The organism is Trinickia sp., assembly GCF_057351765.1.
This window is the reverse complement of record NZ_JBMRBK010000065.1, coordinates 12105-30639: the sequence shown is the minus strand read 5'-3', so window position 1 is coordinate 30639 and position 18535 is coordinate 12105. Positions and strand designations below refer to the sequence as shown.

The window sequence follows — 18535 nt, the reverse complement described above, 5'->3', positions numbered from 1 at the left end:
GCCAACCGTTCAGGGGTGTTCTCCCGGTGCAAGGGGGCCCGATGTCGAAGCCCCGATGGAGTTGCATCACAGTGTGACATACAAGGCCATCCGTCCCAACCCCGCAATTTCGCGCGACTCGACCCAAAAGCGCGGCGGCTCAACGGTGACGGCCTTGTCGAAGATTCGCTCGTGCCAACCAGCGCCGCAGATCGATGGCGTCCTGAAAATGTGCCTGAGGTGTCGGGGCGCCGAGCAGTACGATCAGCATCATGTGCCCATGCACGGGCGTCATGACGATGAGGCAGTGGCCCGCTTCGTTGGTGAAACCCGTCTTTTGCAGCACGACGTGCCACGCGACGTTGTGCACGAGCGGATCTGTGTTGTGGTACATCAGCGGCCCGGCGCCGCCCAGCACCAGCTTCTGGCGCGAGGTCGAGTACAGGCGGATCTGCTGGTATCGATACGCGGCACGCGCAAGTCGCGTCAGGTCGCGCGCGGTGGACACGTTGTGCGGCGAAAGCCCGGTCGGATCCACGAAGTGACTGTGCCGCATGTGCAGACGCTTCGCCTTGCGATTCATCGCGCGTACGAATCCGGCGCGCCCGCCCGGATAGTCGCGGCTCAGCGCCAACGCTGCGCGATTTTCGGACGACATCAGCGCGATGTGCAGCATCGTGCGCCTCAGCAGCAGCGAGCCGACCGGCAGGCGCGAGCGCGACCACTTGAGCCGGTCGATGTCGGCGTGGGTGATGCGCGCGGGCCTGATGAGCGAGCGCTTCGAGTCGAGCACCACCATCGCCGTCAGCAGTTTCGTGAGAGACGCGATGGGCATGCGCTGATCGGCATGCTTTGCGTACAGCGTGCGCCCCGTCGCGAGATCCACGACCATAGCGGCACGCGCGCGCACCGCGGGACGAAGCTGAACATGCCGAGCGTGGACGCCCGCGCGCGCGAACGCGGGACGGGTGAAGACCCATGGCGTGACGACCGGCAGGACGAATAGCGCGACGAACAGGGCCCCCCAGCGGCGCATTGCGCTTGCGCTCAAAACAGTGCGGCGAGGCGATTCGCGCGCTGCGCGAATCGCTTGCGCTCGTCGCCGTGCAACGGCGTGTCACCGGGCAGCGTCACGGTCAGCGGATTACGCGCCACGTTTGCGACGCGCACTTCATAGTGCAGATGCGGCCCCGTCGCCCAGCCGGTCTTGCCGACGAAGCCGATCACCTGGCCGCGCCGCACGTGAGTGCCGCGATGCAGGCCCTTCGCGAAACGCGACAGATGGGCGAACGCCGTCTGATACGGCGGCACGTTGTCGATCACGACGATCTTGCCGTAGCCGGTTTCCCAGCCGATGTATGAGATCGTGCCGCGAGCGGTGGCGTGCACGGGCGTGCCCGCCGGCGCGGCGAGATCGACGCCATCGTGGCTTTGCCATTGATGAGTGACGGGGTCGAGGCGGCGTGCGGCGAAATTCGACGACACGCGCATGAACGCGAGCGGATAGCGCGCGAAGGAGGGCGCACCGGATCGGCCATTGGCCGTGTAGTAGAACGGCTTGCCGCGCAGATCGCGATGCAGGAACAGATCGTGATCCGTGTCGCCGCGCGAGACGCGCACGGCGAGCGGAATGTCGTCGTTGGCTTGTACGCTGCTCGCGGCGTCGGGCGCGTTGTCCACATTAGCGGGACGCATCACGAGACTGATGGTGTCGCCCTTGCGCAGGTCGCGGCGGAAATCGATTTGTCCGGCGAACGAGCGCACGAGCAATGCGGTCACGCTCGCATCGAGGCCGAGGCGCTGCATCGCTTCCGTGAAACTCGAATCGATGGTCACGGAGCGGGTGACGGGACGGGGTGCGGTGGCCGGGGCGGATGGTGTGCCCACCCTGGGCGTATGACCGGAGGGTGCGTCGTTGTAGAGCGCGTCCGTAGCCGATGCACCGAGGGGTTGTGCTGCGCGCGGTACATCGGTGTCGCGTGCGGCAGCCGGGATGTCGTCGTCCGGGTGAGAGCCCCGTTTCGGTGGCGAGATCACGAGGGCGACGCAGGCGGAACTGAACGCGCAAACGAGTACGGCTTTGCCGATGCGCGTCATGGGCACAACGGGTGCAGGGAGGGCCATGGATGACGACGGGAAAAGCGGTGAGCAAAGTGACGACAGGTTCGGGCGGACGCCCGGTGTCGCCGGCGATCGCGTCCGGTGCGAGAGCCCGAATGCGTGCGTAGACGAAGTTCGCGCGGATGCTCGTGCGCGTGGCGGCGACAGCTATTCGCGCTGCGCTTGCACGAAATTGCCGGGAAGCGAATGCAATGGGGAGTCGGGTGAATGTAGATCTGACATCGAGCTGCGCGCCGCCAGTGAAAATCTCAGAAAGCGTTCACCGTAGACAGTGCGCCTTAAGCGAAACTTAAAATCCCCGGGGTATTTTAGGGGACAAATTCGCGGCGCTGCATGGCTTCACCCATGCATTGTGCAGTCCCTCACCGACCGAGTCGACATCGCCGACTTGGCGCCGGCGGGACCTTCTATTGGTGGTCCGGCTCTAAAGGGTCTCGTCGAAACGCCGAGGATCAGGGGGACGGTGGGCCCACCATGCTTGATCAACTCAATATTTCAAGTATTATTGAAATATGGAAACGAAACACGTGGTTCGCGCACTCAGCGCCCTGGCACAAGAGTCGAGACTCGCTGTGTTCCGGCTGCTCGTTCAAGCTGGTCCCGCCGGGATGGCCGCCGGCCAGATCGCAGCGCGGCTGGGAATCGCGCCGTCTTCTTTGTCTTTTCACATGAAAGAGCTCGTTCATGCGGAGCTGGTCACGGTTCTGCAGCAGGGTCGGTTCATGATCTATTCAGCAAATTACCCGGCGATGAATGCCGTGCTGGCATTCCTGACCGAGAACTGCTGCGGCGGCATCCCATGTACACCCGTGGGCGGACGAGCCAGCACGCCGGCGGCGATCCGAACGGATGTATTTAATCGAATCATGTCCAAGACCGTTCTCGTGCTATGCACTGGCAACTCGTGCCGCTCTCAAATGGGCCAAGCTATCCTCAACCACGATCTGGCTGGCCGCGTCCGAGCCATTTCGGCGGGTACTTCTCCTCAACCGAAAGTGGCCGACGGTGCGATTGAAGCGCTGAAATTGGCCGGTCTGCAGACCGACGGTCTCTTTCCCAAATCCGTCGAAGCCGTCATGGAAGAACCCATCGACTTGGTCGTCAGCGTGTGTGACAACGCGAGGGAAAGCTGTCCCATCTTCCCGCGTCCGGTCAAGCGGATCCACGTCGGCTTCCATGATCCCCACGGTGAGTCGCTCGACAGCTTTGTAGCAGTCCGAGACGATATCCGCGCCCGTCTGGTGCCGGCAGTGCTCGAAGCATTGGGTTTGTGAGAGGTAGCGATGGCCGTTCAATGCGCAACCACTGGCAAGCGCGCCGCTAAAGCGACGATGAGCATCTTCGAGCGTTACTTGTCGATCTGGGTACTGCTTTGCATCGTCGCAGGCATTGCAGCGGGGCAGGCGGCGCCAAGCGTTTTTCATGCGGTGGGCAAGATGGAGCTGGCCCACGTCAATCTGCCGGTCGGCGTGCTTATCTGGGTGATGATTATCCCAATGCTCGTCAAGGTGGATTTCGGCGCACTTCATCAAGTCAGGCAGCATGTGCGCGGCATTGGCGTCACCTTGTTCGTCAACTGGCTGGTGAAGCCGTTCTCGATGACGTTCCTCGGATGGCTGTTCATCCGCCACCTGTTCGTCTCTTTGCTGCCGGCAAGCCAGCTCGACAGCTACGTCGCAGGCCTCATTCTGCTCGCCGCGGCGCCGTGTACCGCGATGGTGTTCGTCTGGAGCAAATTGTCCGATGGCGACCCATTGTTCACGTTGTCGCAGGTGGCATTGAACGACACGATCATGGTCTTCGCGTTTGCCCCGCTGGTCGGCATGCTGCTGGGCGTGTCCGCTATTGCAGTGCCGTGGGCGACGCTGGTGACGTCCGTCGTGCTGTATATCGTCATCCCCGTCGCGCTTGCTCAAATCTGGCGAAAGAGGCTCATGTTCAAGGGGCAGGGCGTATTCGATGCCGCGATGACCAAGATTGGACCGTGGTCCATTTCCGCACTGCTGGCTACCTTGGTGCTGCTGTTTGCCTTCCAAGGTCAAGCTATTCTCGAGCAGCCGCTGATCATCGCGTTGCTTGCGGTGCCGATTCTGATTCAGGTGTTTTTCAATTCGGCGTTGGCGTACTGGCTCAACCGCCTAGTTGGCGAAAAGCACAACGTGGCATGCCCTTCGGCATTGATTGGAGCGTCGAATTTCTTTGAGCTGGCCGTGGCGGCTGCCATCGGCCTCTTCGGTTTTGAATCGGGGGCGGCATTGGCCACGGTAGTGGGCGTCCTGATCGAAGTGCCGGTGATGCTGCTGGTCGTGAAAATCGTCAATACATCGAAAGGTTGGTATGAACAGGGGTGATTGCGCTATTCGATCGGCAACCTTCCAGATGACGTGGATGCGCGGCGCCCGTGATACTGCGCAGGATATCGTGCAATTTCTTCAGGCAATCCGCGCGAGCGGTGCCCAGCGTCGCGCAATGCCGGGGACACGACGACCACGACCATCGCGGCTGCTCCACTGTTCAGGCCGGGCGCGCAGCGGGCCGAGCAATACCGAGGCTGCTCCTTCGTTTGATCGGACGGCTCACGATAGCATCGCCCGTATCGCAAGCGCGTTTCGTTGTGCCACGTCTCGATAGCAGTTGTTGAACACAACGTGTGTGCGCGCGGCCCGGCTGGAAATTGCCTTGATCGGGTCAACCAGTTCGCGCAGTTCTTCGTCGGAATATTCGTAGTTAAATCGTTCAGCGGCGCTGCTTGCACCACCCCACGTTTCGATGTTCCGGCCATGCAGCCGCACGATTGCAAGTTCGCTCGAGGTGGTTTCCCAGACGCTATGTGCGCGGTTCTTGACGCCTTCCGGTGCGTCCACGATGACATGCACGATGCCGCGTTCGCGTTCCATCGCAAGCGTTGAATCGCGGTGCTTGTCGTTCAGCCAGCTTTCGTGGCGAAATTCAAAGGCCGTCAAGAACGGATGCATGCGTTCGGCGCAGTGCTCAACGTGTGTCATGGATTTCGGCGCGGGCGTCACCCAATGCGGAAACTGGAACAGGACGGACCCTAGCTTTCCGGCCTCATGCAGCGGGCGAAGCGCTTCGAAGAAACGTGCCCATAGCTCATCGATGACTGGGTCGGGCACGTCTTTGTAATAAAGATTTTTCTTGTCCGTCTTCGGTAGCTCGGCCAGCAAATCCTTCGGAAAGAATTTTGGTTCGGTCTGGTGGCCGGTGAAAAGCCGGAACGCCTTCATGTCGAACACGAAATTCGGCGGTGTGCGCTCGACCCACAAGACGCTGTTGCTGGGGCTTGGCATCGCGTAATACGACGAATCGACTTCGACCAAGGGGAAGACGCTCGCATAGAACCGCAAACGCGCCTCGGCGCTTGTGCAGCCCTTCGGATAAAACGCCCCTGACTCGATGAGCGTCTTATCGGTCCACGATGCGGTTCCCACAAGGATCGACATATCGCACCTTCCGGATTTCGTCGTGAACGGTCATTTTGCCACGCTGCACGGGCCGCGCTGGCATACCAAGCCGAACGAGCGTAACGACGTTGACTTCCGTCAAGGCGTGACTCGCAGACCACATCACGACGTCGACGTGCATCAAGTCTTGACGGCTTAGGGCTCCGGTTTGACGTGGCGAAAGGCGAATAGCAGCGAAAGGTCGTAGGCGATCTTCAATGCGCCACAGGCAACGAGCGGCACACCGAGCCATCCCATTCCAATCAGGCCGCCCGCCAACGTTGGTGCGAGCGACGCGGCAAGGCTGCGCGGCACGGATGTGAAACTCGCGGCGGCGGGTCGCTCTACCGGTGTGACGACTGCCATCACGTAGGCTGTGCGTGTAGGGACATCCATCTGCGATAACGCGCTGCGGATCAGCAAGAGCGTCAAGGTCGCCGGAAGCGATGCGGTAAACGCCGCGGCGATCAGACACAGGCTGGCAGGGATATGCGTGAACACCATCGTGTTGAGCAGGCCGATCTTGCGGGAGAGGGGTGGCGCCGCAAGTTGGGACGCTGCGCTCAAGAGCCCGGCCCAGAAGAAGAACTGGCCCGCTGCGCTCAGAGACAGGCCAAAGCGCTGCATGAGCCATAGGGACAGCAGCGAATTGACGACCAGGCCACCGGCAAACGCGTCTACGCTAAACAGTAGCGCGAGGTGCGTCACGATGCGCCGTGATTGCCCAAGCGGCGCCGAGCGACGCTCGGCATCAAGGGGCGCGCGCGGCAGCCTACGATAGAGGAACCAGATGACGATGCCTGTAATGGCATACAGCAAGAACATCATGCGCATCGCGGGAAGCGGGGCGATTCGCGTATGATCGGGCAGCCACTCGGGGATACCTGCCGCGAGAGAACCGACCGCGGCTGACACCGAGCCGACCAGACTGTAGCGTGCGAATAATGCCGTGCGGGCATTGCCTGCGGCTGACTCGGCAAGACGCGACTGCTCGAGCGGCAGAAAAACGCTGACATCGCCCGAACTCGGATTGAGCGTGCCGACGAATGCCACGATCAGAAGCGGCCAAAGCGACGATAACGCACCGAACGCGATGCCGGTCGCAATCATCAGTGCGGCCGCGACCATGAACATCCTACGCGCCGCGAAACGATGCGCGAGCGCGCCGACGACGATTGTGGCGACCGCAGAGCCGATGAGCGTCGCGGTGCTCACCAGACCGACGTCGAGTTTGCCCAAGCCCAGTGCGAGCAGGTATGCAGGCAGCAGTACAGCGACGTATCCGTCACATAAGCCGCGCAAACTCCGGCTGATCAGCAGCACGCGTGCGGCGCTGTCGGCGCCGGCCGGCAAAACCCAATGCCTGAGTCGGTCGCGCAACGAACGCTTGGCAATCACGATCACGGAGCCCGTAATGGCAATGAATTCATGCTGAATATGCTACGTCGATGTACCTACATGTCAACTTTGCAAGTTGTTGCGTTCCAATCCATTCCCAACGCAACGTCGACGGATGTGGCGATAGAATGCACCGATGAACACATATGTCGCTCTCTTGCGTGCCGTGAACGTCGGCGGCACGGGCAAACTCGCAATGTCCGAGCTGCGGGCGATGTGCGAATCCATCGGCTTTGCCAAGGTACGCACGTATATCGCGAGCGGCAACGTCGTCTTCGAAAGCAAGCTCTCCGGAGCCTCGGTGAAGACGAAGCTGGAGCGTTGCCTGGAGACATACGCCGGCAAGCAGGTGGGCGTTATGATTCGAACCGGTGCGGAACTGGATGCGGTTCTTGCCGACAATCCTTTCCGATCGGCTGCGCCGAATCGAACGGTCGCTATCTTCCTCGATGCGCCGCCACCAGCTGACACCCTGGCCGGCGTGAGCGGCCAGCAGATGGAAGAGATCGCGCTCGGAAAGCGGGAGATCTACGTGCACTATGGAGATGGAATGGCGCACTCGAAGCTGAAGATTCCGGCCGCCAAGTCCGGAACCGCCCGCAACATGAACACCGTGGCAAAGCTCGCCGAATTGACGGCAGCGTAGACCGATCGTCCTACACTTGTTGATGGCATCGGATCCTATCGTTGCACGCCGTCACGCAACGCCAAGTAAGCGGGATCCCATCGCGGCAATCGATTAGCGCTCGCCCCGCGTACCGCTGCCCCCACCCGTGAAACTGTGCGTGGGGCACCTTACCCCGGTCGCGCTGACGAAAAGACGAGCGAGGCAATCGATGAGAGCAAACCCACCAGCGCGCACAGAGTTGCCCGGGCAAGTCGTACTCGTCTTTCAGGGTGGTGGTGCGTTAGGCGCGTATCAGCTTGGTGTCTATCAGGCGCTGGACGAAGCGGGCATACAGCCCGACTGGGTGATCGGCACCTCCATTGGTGCGATCAACGCAGCCTTGATCGCCGGAAATCCACCGGAGCGCCGTTATCAACGGCTGGCGGAATTCTGGAACCAGGTGACCGACCGAACCCGCCTGGACGTATCCGTTGCTTGGCCGAGTTGGGACAAAATCTTTGCGAAATGGATGATCATCGGCGGGGGCATCGAAGGATTCTTCCAGCCCAATCCGACATCCTGGCTCGGGCCGCTCGCCCGTCTCGGGGTGGATCGAGCGTCGTATTACATGATCGAGCCGTTGCGCGATACGCTTTCTTCGCTGGTCGACTTCGATCTGCTGAACGCGGGCCATCCGCGATTGACCGTGGGCGCAGTTCACGCCTGCACGGGCGCGATGCGCTACTTCGATTCGCGCGATCAACGGCTGAATGCCGCGCACATCATGAGCTCGGGCGCGCTGCCGCCGGCGTTCCCGGCAGTGCGGATCGACGGAGAACCGTATTGGGACGGCGGCGTCTATTCCAACACCCCGGTCGAGGTGGTACTGGATGACAAGCCCCGCAAGAGTTCGGTCATCTTCTCGGTGCAGGTATGGAACCCGATCGGCCCGGAGCCGGAAAGCATATGGCAGATATCGGAACGGCAAAAGGACATCCAGTACGCCAGTCGCACCGATAGTCACATCGCGCGTCAGCAGCAGATTCACCGTCTGCGCCATGTGATCCGCGAACTGGTCAAGCGTCTGCCGGAAACGGAGCGCGCCTCGTCAGAAGTCCAGGAGCTTGCCGCCTGGGGGTGCCACACCACCATGCGCATGATCAAACTTGCTGCGCCTCGCCTGGATGGGGACGACCAGTTAAAGGATATCGATTTCACCCCAGCCGGCATCGCTTCGCGACAGCGCGCCGGCTATGAAGCAGCAATGCGGGCCATTGCCGCGCGCCCGTGGGATGCACCGATGGACCCAGTCGAAGGATTGACGGTCTACAGCGCGGATGAAAACTAGCAGGTGAATGACGCGTTTGACGTTTGCCCGGATGAGGAGCCGGCGACATTGGCCGAAAGCGATGCTCGAAAAAGGCATCGCTATTCGCCGCCGTTAAACAAGCGGGCTATGCATCACGTCACCGGAGGTCAGCCTCCACAACGCGCACACGCCGCATGGCGACGGCATAAAGCGCTGCGCCGATCAGCGCGGACACGCCGCCGGTCAAGGCCAGCGCCACGCCGAGGCTGTCGCCTCCGTGCCCAAGGTGCTCGTTCAGCGCACCGACCGCCAGCGGCCCCACGCCGCCGCTGATCGCGTTGGTCATGAATACGAGCAATGCGAGCGAGCGGCCGCGCATGCGGTTCGGCACGGCGATCTGCAACGGGACGGGCGCCAATCCCATCGCAATGCTCGCAGCGAACGCGCAGGCCCCATAAAGCACGACTGCCACCGTGCTATTACCCACGAGCGGCATGGCGATCGCGGCCGGCACGAGCGTTGCAACCGCGGCGGCGGAAAAACCCAACACCTTGCGCAACGCGCTTTCGTCCGTGACGCGTGACGCGAGCATGCCGGCGCACGCAACGCCGAGCGTGCCGCCGATCATGTATGCGGGCGCGGCCAGTTGACCAATCGTCTTCGGTGCAAGGTGGAAATGCCGCATCAGCAAGGTCGGAAACCAGGCGGCGTGCGAATAGAACAACGTAATGAGCGCCACGTATGCCGCGAAATAAGGCAGGCAGAAGCGATTGCGCACGAACAGTTCGATCAAGACATCGCGCAGGGACGGCATGACCTCCCTGGCCTGCTTCGCATCCACGAGGGTCTCGAGCCGGACCGGTTCGCGAACCGTGAATGCCACCAGCGCAGCCAATACTAGACCGGGCAATCCGACTACAACGAACACGGCTTGCCACGGTTGAACGCCATGTGCCGAAAGCCATGCGCCGCCTGAACCATGTGCCGCCGATAGCAGCATGCCGCCGCCGAAGAGAGCGATGCCGCCTCCCACATACGGCCCGAGCATGAATACGCTGCTCGCGCGCGCCACGCGGCGCGGCGGAAAAATGTCGCTGAAGATCGATAGAGCCGCTGGACTCAACCCCGCCTCGGCAATCGCAGTGCCTGCCCGGCCAACCAGCAGTTCCGGGAAGTTCGAGGCGAAGCCGCACGCCATTGTAGAGATCGCCCAGATTGCAATGCAAGCGGCAATCAGTTTGACGCGATTGGCTCGATCGACAAGCCGTGCGACGAAAACGCCGGCCGTTGCATAGCACATGGTGAACGAAAGGCCTTGCAGCAGGCCGATTTGCGTATCGGTGAGCGCGAGCGATTGCTTGATCGGCTGCACGAGAATGCTGACGACTTGGCGATCCAGATATGAGAACGCGAAGCAGACGAAAAACAGCGCTACGACGTAGGCAGGACGCACGTCGCTGAAAGCAGGCGGGGCAGCGTCCTCTGCCTGCTGGGCCAAAGGAGGATGGGCGCTCATACATTGTCTCCGCATGATGAGTCGGGAAAATAGGAAGTCACCGCCATTGTTATGCTTCTTCGGCGCTCAATCGATGCAGGCATCCGCCGCCAGCAATGCGATGCAATCACCGGGTTCCACGCGCGCAAATGTGCGCATGCAAACCACCGTGCCGTCGGCATGAAACCGGATTTCCTGCGGCGCTTGCCACGGGCGGTGCGGATCGAAAAGCCGGCCCGCGATCTGTCCTTCCCGAACGCGATCGCCGAGCGCGAAGGCAGGTTCGAAGACGCCGGGAAGCGGCGAATACACATAGTGCCGCGCACCTTCCACGCGCAAAAAGCGCGTCTGTCCAGCAGGCGACGGATGGTCTTCCGGAACGACGCCAAGCCGGTACAGTGTGCGGTGCAGCCCGCTTTCGACGATAGCCAGGTTGGCCGCGTCGCAGCCCGCATGGCCGCCAAATTCACCGCAAAGAAACAGCTTTCCGTGACGTTCGGCCGCCGCCGCGAACGTCCGGTCTTCGCCGAGCAGATTCATGATCATCGTATTCGGCACACCGAATGCGCGGATAAGGTCGAAATAGAGCTCGCGACGTTCGCCCCCGCCCGGTGGCGACGCAAGAAGCGTGGGAAGGTGTTCGAACGACGCACCTCCGGCATGGAAGTCCATCACGATATCGGCGCGTGGAAGCAACTCGGTTTCAACGTAGTGCGCGATCATCTCGGTCGGCTGCCCGTTGCGTGCGCCAGGAAAAAGCCGGTTCAGATTGCCGCGGTCGATGGGCGACGTGCGTGTGCCGTTGATGAAAGCCGGAAAGTTCAGGGCCGGGATTACGATGAGACGGCCGCGTATGGTAATCGAAGGAAGTCGCTGCAACAGTTTCATCAGCGCGACAGGGCCTTCGTATTCGTCGCCGTGGTTGCCGCCCGTCAGCAGAACGGTGGGACCAGTGCCCGCTCCGGCGTTGAGCACGGCAAGCGGGATGGGAACATGGCCGTAGCCCGACCGATCGTGCGACCAGGGAAGCCTGAGCGTGCCGGTCTGAAAACCCGTGCGCTCGAAATCGACGTCAGTGGCGATAAGCGATGCAAGATTGGACATGGTGCGATCCCTAGGCATCGGGGCGGCGCCCCGGTTGCCTTTACTATCGCCGACCCAAAGCCGCATGCCCAATGCCGTTTTCTGCGGCGGGCGATGCCTCCAGAGCATCACCCGCCAGGCCTTGCTCACGTCATTTACCTGCGCCGTTCTCTCTCTCGCAGCTGAGGACCAGGACGTCGCCGGATCGAGCTCCGGCGCTCAGGCTGGCCGTGTGCAATTCGGTGTCGCTGCACCGCCATTCAGCGCGGAAGTCGCGGCGGCAGGCGGGCTTGGCGTTGCGCGTAGCGGGAGGAAGAACGTAGCTGCAGCTTCGGCGGCCGTCGCATTGATGCGATAGCTCGAGCGTGGCGTTGCCGAGTGCCGTGCCGCAGTTTTCCCCGTATGTGCCGGACACGATGGTTATCGGTCGAGCGTCGGTTGATTGGGCGGAAGTGCGAAGCGAGCTCGCGGGAGCGGGAGGCGTCGCACCGCACGCCGACAGCGCCAAGCCGATGCAAGCCAACGCTCCACGGAAAAAGGGGGTGGTCGAGTTCATGGCGAATGTCCTTTGTGGCCCACGAAGCCTCAGCATATTCTCCGCCCAATTAAAGCTCTATGCTATGCTAACGATAGCATTCATCGGAAAGAAAAGGGGGAGTCGATGTCCGTACCGTATAAGGTGGCGGTGTTGGTTGGAAGTCTGCGCAAGAAATCGTTCAACCGGATGCTGGCCTATGCGCTAGCGAAACTTGCGCGTCCCGCGCTCTCGATGGAAATCGTCGAAATTGGGGCGCTGCCGTTCTATAACGACGACCTGGAGGCGGACGCGCCCGCTCCGTGGCTGGAGATACGCAACCGGTTGGCCAGCATGGATGCCATCCTGTTCGTGACACCTGAATACAACCGTTCGGTTCCGGCCGTGTTGAAGAATGCTGTCGATGTTCTTTCGCGACCGTTTGGATCGAGCGTTCTCAACGGTAAGCCGGCGGCGGTCGTGAGCGCCTCGCCGGGCGCCATGGGCGGATTCGGCGCCAGTCATCATCTCAGGCAGTCTTTGGTTTGTCTCGGGGTGAACGTGATGGCGACGCCGGAGGTATACGTTGGCAACGTGACCGCGCTCTTCGACGATAGCGGCGCTTTGAACCATGCCGCTACGACCGACTTCCTGAAGCGATTCGTGAGCGCCTTCGGCGCATGGATCGAGCGATTGTCGGCTGGCTAAACGATGCCGCGCTTCCTTTCTCCGTAACACGCGGGCGACATGGTTCCCGTGGGAATCCTCGCCGAACCGCGGCCCGCAAAATTGCCATGGACACACTTCAATGTATGCGCGTCTTTGCGAAAGTCGCTTCGGAGGGGGGCTTCGCGGCGGCGGCACGCAAGCTCAACGTGACGACTTCCGTGGCATCGCGCGCCATCTCGTCGCTGGAAAATCATCTGGGTTCTCGGCTGCTGTATAGAACCACGAGACACACAACGCTAACGGAAGCGGGCGAACGATATCTACATCGATGCAGGCAGATTTTGGCGAACATCGACGAGGCGGAGGCGGAAGCGAATGCCGCTCGGCAGCACCCGTCGGGTTGTTTGCGCGTGCACGCGCTGTCGAGCTTCGGACATCATCTCGTCGTACCTGCCGTGTTGCGATATCAGGAGCAGTTCCCTTCCTTGCGGATCGAGCTGACGTTGTCGGGGACGGTGCCTGACATCTTGGCTGAAGGTTATGACGTATCGATCGTCGTCGCGCCCGGGCTACCCGATTCGGGGCTGATCAGCGTTCGGCTCGGAAGCACTTCGGGCGTCGTCTGTGCCTCGCCGCGCTACATTGCGGCTCATGGCGAGCCCGAGACGCCTGAGGACTTGTGTCGTCATTCCTGTCTGCAGCTCGCCACGCCGGTGTTTCCGTTCAACAAGTGGGTCTTCGATGGCGCCGACGCACCCGTCGCCGTGGAGATCGGTGCGCCGCGTTATGCCGTCAACGTGATCGAGGCACTCGAGCCGGCGGTCAGGAGCGGTCTCGGAATCGGCATTTTGCCCGCCGCCGTTGCGCTGCCCGGCCTCACTTCGGGCGCCCTCGTCAGGGTTCTGCGCGGGTATGACGTGCAGCCCGTTCTCGTCCATGCGCTGTATCAATCGAGGCATTTCGTCGATGCGAAGATCCGCACATGGATCGCTTTCCTGCGCGAGGATCTGCCCGCGGCGTTCGAGGCCGACCATCGTGCGTTGGCGGCGATAGACCGCCCACGCTGACGATCCTCGAGCCGGGACCCTAGTCGCCGACGTACAGCGAGCCGGCGTTCTCGAGATACAGCGATTTCGCGGGAGCGGCGGCACGCGAGCCCGCTTCGGTCGATCCTCCCGGCTTGCCGCCGTAGGTCGTCGCCTCCGCGTTGTTCGCCTGCACGCTTGCACGCGCCTCGGCTGCCTGCGGGTTGCCCGGATAGTCGATGTTGCTGCCGAGCGGCGAGTAGCCGGATTGCTCCCACTGAACGAGTTCGCTCCTGACCTGGGCGCGCGTGACCTGTGCCGGGCCCTGCGCTTGCGCGAGCGCAACGATCGGCGCCGTTGCGGCGATTGCAACGACGATGGTCTGCATCAGCGTGTTCTTCATGGCTACCTCTGTATTGGACTGCGACATCCGTTGTCGATCTCGATCGATTGATTGCAACCGATGTAAGCAGTGTAGTGAGGTGAGCGATTAGGGTGAATACCTATGGCGGGGAATGCACCGTTGCCGGCGATGCGCGTAATGCGGGTAATGGCGATCGAGCGAAACAGGAGGGGCGCCGGTGACGAGCCTATAAAAAAAGGCCAGCTCGAATGAGCTGGCCGACCGGCGCATCGTCACCTGGAGCGCGACTGCCGCGCTTGTACGGCGCTCGCAGGATAAGAGCTTAAGGAATGACGACGTAGTTGCTGAAGCCGCCATCGCGATCTTTGAGGCCGGAGATTGCCTCATTGACGCGCGACAGCGGGAATTTGCGGTGTTCGAGATATGAAAGGTCGAGGGCGCCTGTGCCGACCATATCCGCCATTTCCTGGCCTTGAGCCGTCGTGAACCAGTTCGAGCCGATCAAATGCACCTGCTCGTCCATCAGCCATTTGACGTCGATGGGAAGGTCCTCTGCCACGCCGCCGACGTTGACGACCTTGCCACCGCGTCTGACGCCCTTCATCGAATCGAGCATCGTCGAGGCAGGCGCCTTTGCGCCGAGCGCGCTGATGACGAAGTCGACGCCTTCGCCGCCCGTCAGCGACTTGGCCCAATCGCCCACCGATCCGTCGCCGAGTCTCATGACTTCGATGCGATCGGGTGCGATCGCCTTGATGCGCTGGAGCAGATGCTCGTCTCGCCCCGTGCCGAGAATGCGCGTGAGGCCCATCGCGAGGCCGAGCATCGTCGAAGCCACGCCGAGCGTGCCCGTGATGCCGTCGATCAACGCGACTTGGCCCGAGCCGGCGCCCGCATTCTTCAACGCGCCGTACGATGTGCCCAGATAGCCGAAGCGCCCCGCCTGCTCGAAGCTCAGATTGTCCGGGATATTGACGAGCGCATATTCGGGCGCTGTCATGTACTCGCTGAAACCGCCGTAGGGATACAGATCGAAAATACGCTGACCGTCGCGGCTCGTACTGAAGTAGCCGTTGAGCGTGTAATAGCGGCATTCGCTACGCCGGCCTGCCCGGCACGCTTTGCATGAACCGCAGGAGCGCAGCGGGCTCACATAGACGCGATCGCCGGGTTTCGCATTGATGACGGCTTCGCCGACTTCTTCGACGACACCGGCCGGGTCCAGCCCGAAAATCGCGGGAAACTTCGGCAGCGGCTGATGCGGAAACCACGTCGGCCAGTTGTTGATGACATTGGCCATGTTGGGCACGATGCCGCATGCCTTGACGCGCACGAGCACATCCGTCGGCCGCGGCTTCGGAACGGGAATCGTGTCGAGCGTCATTGGGGTGCCGAGTGCGTGCAGCCGCGCTGCAACCATTGTTCTTTCCATGTCTACCTCTATGCTTGTCAAATCGCCGTGCCTGTCTGTTCGTCTGCGCGAGCGCCGCGCGAGCCCATCGCGTCTCAACGATAGCCGTCTTCGAGTTCGATACCCAGCGCGCCCATGATGCGAACGCCCGAGTTGTACCAAGCGACGTTCAGCGCCAACTCGACGAGCTGACGTTCGTCGAGAAACGCCGCGACGCGTTGCCACGTTGCGTCACTGACGTCGACCTTCAGCGTCGATTCCTTGGCCACGGCCATCACTGCGCGTTCTTCTTCGCTGAAAAGAGGCGACGTCTCGAAGTCGGGAATGGCTTTCAATTGCTCGGCGCTGATGCCGGCCTTCAGCCCATGCGATTGATGATGCGCGACCTCGTATTCCGATCCCGTGCAGTGACCCACGGTAAGGATCGCCATTTCGCGCAGCTTGGGGCTGATCGACGAGCCGCGGATCGCGTTCGCGTAAGACAGGAATTGATCGAGGATATCCGGCGCGTGCGCAAGCGCGCGGAAGATATTCGCGGTCGGGACCTTGCGTTCGCGTTCGAGACGATCGAACAAGGTATCGTTGACGCCGACGAGATCGGAACGTTGAAGATATTTGACGCGTGCCATTTAATCGTTACCGTGTGTGAGTTCGGCCGAGAGCCGATTGGTTTTGGATGTAGGTTTCGAGCGTTTCGGGCTTGGGTTTGCTCGACGTTTCGACGATTTCGGCACCCTCGAATCGAGAGGCTTCGAAGTACCACCGGTGCGGTGCCGGCAGCCCCCAGCGCACGCTCGTGCTGAGCGAGGCGGCATCCCAGCGAACCGGCTCGACTTCGACGTCGATCGTTTGATAGTGGCCGTCGCACAATTCCACGCGGTGGCCGTCCGGATCGCGCAGGTAGACGAACAGCATTCCGCCCGGGCCATGGCGCCCGGGGCCTCGCTCGACTTCATGCGCATAGCCGTAAATGCCCGCTAAATCGCAGGCGGTGAAAATATTGTGCGATTCGGGCACGATGTACGCGAAGTGATGCATGCACGGTCCGTCGTTCTGCACGATGGCCAGATCGAGGCAGGTACCCTTGCGATACATGAACGCGCCGAGCAGCGTTTCACCATGCGCCAGGTATTCTGAATTGCGAAAACCGAGCTTGCTGTAGAACTCGCACGACTTGTACGTATCGGGCGAAAAGAGTTGAAAGTGGTCGATGCGTTGGGCGTGCGCGCCCTTGAATTTATCGCGGTCGAGATAGAGGCGCGGACGCGTTTCCATCTGCGCGCAGAGCTCGATTTTCGTGCCGAACGGGTCTTCGACGTGCAGCGTCCGCCCTTGGTGGGCGACATCGACCCATTGCGCCGGCAACCCTTGTTCCTCGAAGAACGCATAGGCGAGGTCGAGGTCTTCGTCGAGAAAGACGCGAAAGCCGATGCGCTTGCAGGTGGATGCGGCGTCCTTCGACTGAATCAGCACGAGACTATGGTGGCAAGCCTCGGACAATCCGCGCAAATAACAGATGTCGCTGGTTTCCTCCGTGACGACGAGGCCGACGATGTCCACATAGAACTCGCGGCTTTTCGCCAGATCGGCGACGTTCAATACGATATGGCTCGCACGCGTGATGTTGAACGGCGGCTTGAGATTGACGGTGGGTAGCATGGATGTCCTCGCTGAAGGGTCGTGCAAGCAGATCGTGCAAATGGTGGCTAACGTTAGCACTGACGGCGGGCGCTGCCGCTGTCGATTGCCGACGCGCGGTAAAACGGCAGCGCCGCCCACCCGCTAAAGAGCGCTTGTTTTCCGAGGGCTTCTTCGATGCGCAGCACCTCGTTCCATTTCGCCATGCGCTCGGAGCGCGAGAACGAGCCGACCTTGAGCTGACCGGCGTTCCAGCCGACGGCCAAATGCGCGATCGTCACGTCTTCCGTTTCGCCCGAGCGTGCGGAGACGATCGTGCCGAATCCGGCCTTTTTCCCCGCGCGCAATGCGGCGAGCGCCTCGCTGACCGTGCCCGCCTGGTTGGGCTTGATCAGCACCGCGTTGACCGCGCCCGACGATGCGGCCGCCTCGACACGCGCAGCGTTCGTCACCAGAAAGTCATCGCCGATGATCTGGCAGCGGGAGCCGTAGGTCTGTGTGAACTGGCGAAAGCCGGGTTCGTCGTCTTCGGCCAGCGGGTCCTCGATCGAGACGATGGGATAGGCATCCAGCCAGCGTCCGAGCATGTCGATCAATTGAGCGGTGTCGAGCGTCCTTCCGTCGAGCGCGAGCGTATAGCGTCCATCGCGGCCGAATTCCGATGCGGCGATGTCGAGCGAGATGCCGACGTCCTTGCCGGGGCGTAACCCGGTGTCCGAAATCGCGCGCGTCAATGCTTCGAGCGCTTCTTCATTGCTGTCGAATGCGGGCCAGTACCCGCCTTCGTCGGCGACACCCTGCAGTTTGTCCGCTTGCTTCATGAGGGCGCCCGCGGCGCGATAGACCTCGGCGGTCCATTCGAGGGCTTCGCTGAAACTGCCCGCCGACGGACACATCACCATGAAATCCTGAACGTCGACGCGGCGGGCCGCATGCGCGCCGCCGCCGAAGATCTGGATTTCGGGCAGCGGCATGCGCACGGGGCCGTCGCCGGCCAGATAGCGCCAGAGCGGTTGCCCGCTGCTAGCGGCTGCCGCATGCAGCACGGCCATCGAAGTCGCGACGACCGCATTGCCGCCGAGCCGGCTCAGATTCGGCGTGCCGTCGAGTTCGACGAGCGCCGCATCGATACCCGCTTGATCGTAGGCATCTTTTGCGCGAAGCGCGCTCGCGATGGGTCCGTTGACGCCGGCCAGGGCATTCGTCACATCGAGCCCGCCGAAGGCGTTGCCGCCATCGCGCAGATCGACGGCTTCGCCGGTGCCCATGGACGCGCCGGCGGGTGCGATGGCGCGACCGCTGACGCCGTTGGCCAGCGTGACTTCGACTTCGACGGTCGGTCGCCCGCGAGAATCCCAGACGCGGCGCCCGTGTAGGTTGGCGATCGTTGCATCAGTCATAAGTTTTTCTCTTGGTGTCTTTGTATATGCCTTCGAGGCGAAGTATTCGGTGCCCGCGCGA

At 61.8% G+C, this 18535-nt stretch carries 17 protein-coding genes and 1 pseudogene; 7 read left to right on the top strand and 11 right to left on the bottom strand.

Annotated elements, in window-relative coordinates; translation table 11 throughout:
* Positions 1-139: 139 nt before the first annotated feature.
* Complete coding sequence (locus tag ACO1XS_RS17995) at positions 140-1015, bottom strand: serine hydrolase (RefSeq protein WP_481580786.1); 876 nt, start codon at positions 1013-1015, stop codon at positions 140-142.
* An 11-nt stretch (positions 1016-1026) separates the two neighbouring features.
* A complete protein-coding gene (locus tag ACO1XS_RS17990; protein ID WP_486391315.1) occupies positions 1027-2076 on the bottom strand; it encodes a M23 family metallopeptidase in 1050 nt (349 codons plus the stop codon).
* 536 nt (positions 2077-2612) lie between these two features.
* On the opposite strand from ACO1XS_RS17990, the pseudogene ACO1XS_RS17985 reads away from it, so the two are divergent.
* The 3 genes and pseudogenes from ACO1XS_RS17985 to arsB all read left to right on the top strand — a co-directional run.
* Positions 2613-2915: pseudogene (locus ACO1XS_RS17985) on the top strand (ArsR/SmtB family transcription factor); the annotation flags it as partial.
* Between the two features lie 51 nt (positions 2916-2966).
* The gene (locus ACO1XS_RS17980; protein ID WP_331568177.1) at positions 2967-3374 is read left to right on the top strand and encodes an arsenate reductase ArsC; all 408 of its coding nucleotides are present in this window, start codon (positions 2967-2969) and stop codon (positions 3372-3374) included.
* Between the two features lie 9 nt (positions 3375-3383).
* Positions 3384-4451, top strand: coding sequence for an ACR3 family arsenite efflux transporter (gene arsB, locus ACO1XS_RS17975; RefSeq protein ID WP_331568160.1), 1068 nt, complete (start codon positions 3384-3386; stop codon positions 4449-4451).
* Between the two features lie 225 nt (positions 4452-4676).
* Here the strand turns inward: arsB and ACO1XS_RS17970 are convergent, their stop codons facing one another.
* Together ACO1XS_RS17970 and ACO1XS_RS17965 are read right to left on the bottom strand one after the other, a co-directional pair.
* Complete coding sequence (locus ACO1XS_RS17970) at positions 4677-5561, bottom strand: DUF72 domain-containing protein (protein WP_331568159.1); 885 nt, start codon at positions 5559-5561, stop codon at positions 4677-4679.
* A 156-nt stretch (positions 5562-5717) separates the two neighbouring features.
* Positions 5718-6959, bottom strand: coding sequence for an MFS transporter (locus ACO1XS_RS17965; RefSeq protein WP_486391314.1), 1242 nt, complete (start codon positions 6957-6959; stop codon positions 5718-5720).
* Between the two features lie 136 nt (positions 6960-7095).
* Here ACO1XS_RS17965 and ACO1XS_RS17960 point away from each other — a divergent pair, with 136 nt between their 5' ends.
* Positions 7096-7605, top strand: coding sequence for a DUF1697 domain-containing protein (locus ACO1XS_RS17960; RefSeq protein WP_331566901.1), 510 nt, complete (start codon positions 7096-7098; stop codon positions 7603-7605).
* 190 nt (positions 7606-7795) lie between these two features.
* Complete coding sequence (locus ACO1XS_RS17955; RefSeq protein WP_331566903.1) at positions 7796-8914, top strand: patatin-like phospholipase family protein; 1119 nt, start codon at positions 7796-7798, stop codon at positions 8912-8914.
* A gap of 118 nt (positions 8915-9032) precedes the next feature.
* Here ACO1XS_RS17955 and ACO1XS_RS17950 read toward each other — a convergent pair whose 3' ends face one another.
* Together ACO1XS_RS17950 and ACO1XS_RS17945 are read right to left on the bottom strand one after the other, a co-directional pair.
* Positions 9033-10391 (bottom strand): MFS transporter, encoded by a 1359-nt coding sequence (locus ACO1XS_RS17950; RefSeq protein WP_331566905.1) that lies wholly within the window; start codon positions 10389-10391, stop codon positions 9033-9035.
* 66 nt (positions 10392-10457) lie between these two features.
* A complete protein-coding gene (locus tag ACO1XS_RS17945) occupies positions 10458-11474 on the bottom strand; it encodes a succinylglutamate desuccinylase/aspartoacylase family protein (RefSeq protein WP_331566907.1) in 1017 nt (338 codons plus the stop codon).
* Between the two features lie 640 nt (positions 11475-12114).
* On the opposite strand from ACO1XS_RS17945, the gene ACO1XS_RS17940 reads away from it, so the two are divergent.
* A complete protein-coding gene (locus ACO1XS_RS17940) occupies positions 12115-12675 on the top strand; it encodes an NADPH-dependent FMN reductase (RefSeq protein WP_331566909.1) in 561 nt (186 codons plus the stop codon).
* 86 nt (positions 12676-12761) lie between these two features.
* Positions 12762-13703 (top strand): LysR family transcriptional regulator, encoded by a 942-nt coding sequence (locus ACO1XS_RS17935; protein ID WP_331566911.1) that lies wholly within the window; start codon positions 12762-12764, stop codon positions 13701-13703.
* 19 nt (positions 13704-13722) lie between these two features.
* Here ACO1XS_RS17935 and ACO1XS_RS17930 read toward each other — a convergent pair whose 3' ends face one another.
* From ACO1XS_RS17930 to eno, 5 genes are all read right to left on the bottom strand, one after another.
* Positions 13723-14064, bottom strand: coding sequence for a DUF4148 domain-containing protein (locus tag ACO1XS_RS17930; RefSeq protein WP_331566913.1), 342 nt, complete (start codon positions 14062-14064; stop codon positions 13723-13725).
* A 283-nt stretch (positions 14065-14347) separates the two neighbouring features.
* The gene (locus tag ACO1XS_RS17925) at positions 14348-15457 is read right to left on the bottom strand and encodes an alcohol dehydrogenase catalytic domain-containing protein (protein ID WP_331566915.1); all 1110 of its coding nucleotides are present in this window, start codon (positions 15455-15457) and stop codon (positions 14348-14350) included.
* Positions 15458-15531: 74 nt separating this feature from the next.
* On the bottom strand, positions 15532-16065 hold the full coding sequence (locus ACO1XS_RS17920) for a carboxymuconolactone decarboxylase family protein (protein ID WP_486391313.1): 534 nt from the start codon (positions 16063-16065) through the stop codon (positions 15532-15534).
* Between the two features lie 7 nt (positions 16066-16072).
* Positions 16073-17095 carry a VOC family protein gene (locus tag ACO1XS_RS17915; protein ID WP_486391312.1) on the bottom strand — a complete coding sequence of 341 codons (1023 nt, stop codon included), beginning with the start codon at positions 17093-17095 and terminating at the stop codon, positions 16073-16075.
* A 53-nt stretch (positions 17096-17148) separates the two neighbouring features.
* A complete protein-coding gene (eno, locus tag ACO1XS_RS17910; RefSeq protein ID WP_331566921.1) occupies positions 17149-18474 on the bottom strand; it encodes a phosphopyruvate hydratase in 1326 nt (441 codons plus the stop codon).
* Positions 18475-18535 lie beyond the last annotated feature (61 nt).

Coding starts and splice junctions, on each gene's coding strand:
- ACO1XS_RS17935 (WP_331566911.1), top strand. CDS start 12,762: ATGGACACACTTCAATGTATGCGCGTCTTTGCGAAAGTCGCTTCGGAG.
- ACO1XS_RS17955 (WP_331566903.1), top strand. CDS start 7,796: ATGAGAGCAAACCCACCAGCGCGCACAGAGTTGCCCGGGCAAGTCGTA.
- ACO1XS_RS17980 (WP_331568177.1), top strand. CDS start 2,967: ATGTCCAAGACCGTTCTCGTGCTATGCACTGGCAACTCGTGCCGCTCT.
- arsB (WP_331568160.1), top strand. CDS start 3,384: ATGGCCGTTCAATGCGCAACCACTGGCAAGCGCGCCGCTAAAGCGACG.
- ACO1XS_RS17960 (WP_331566901.1), top strand. CDS start 7,096: ATGAACACATATGTCGCTCTCTTGCGTGCCGTGAACGTCGGCGGCACG.
- ACO1XS_RS17970 (WP_331568159.1), bottom strand. CDS start 5,561: ATGTCGATCCTTGTGGGAACCGCATCGTGGACCGATAAGACGCTCATC.
- ACO1XS_RS17950 (WP_331566905.1), bottom strand. CDS start 10,391: ATGAGCGCCCATCCTCCTTTGGCCCAGCAGGCAGAGGACGCTGCCCCG.
- ACO1XS_RS17995 (WP_481580786.1), bottom strand. CDS start 1,015: ATGCGCCGCTGGGGGGCCCTGTTCGTCGCGCTATTCGTCCTGCCGGTC.
- ACO1XS_RS17925 (WP_331566915.1), bottom strand. CDS start 15,457: ATGGAAAGAACAATGGTTGCAGCGCGGCTGCACGCACTCGGCACCCCA.
- ACO1XS_RS17945 (WP_331566907.1), bottom strand. CDS start 11,474: ATGTCCAATCTTGCATCGCTTATCGCCACTGACGTCGATTTCGAGCGC.
- ACO1XS_RS17990 (WP_486391315.1), bottom strand. CDS start 2,076: ATGACGCGCATCGGCAAAGCCGTACTCGTTTGCGCGTTCAGTTCCGCC.
- ACO1XS_RS17930 (WP_331566913.1), bottom strand. CDS start 14,064: ATGAAGAACACGCTGATGCAGACCATCGTCGTTGCAATCGCCGCAACG.
- ACO1XS_RS17940 (WP_331566909.1), top strand. CDS start 12,115: ATGTCCGTACCGTATAAGGTGGCGGTGTTGGTTGGAAGTCTGCGCAAG.
- eno (WP_331566921.1), bottom strand. CDS start 18,474: ATGACTGATGCAACGATCGCCAACCTACACGGGCGCCGCGTCTGGGAT.
- ACO1XS_RS17920 (WP_486391313.1), bottom strand. CDS start 16,065: ATGGCACGCGTCAAATATCTTCAACGTTCCGATCTCGTCGGCGTCAAC.
- ACO1XS_RS17915 (WP_486391312.1), bottom strand. CDS start 17,095: ATGCTACCCACCGTCAATCTCAAGCCGCCGTTCAACATCACGCGTGCG.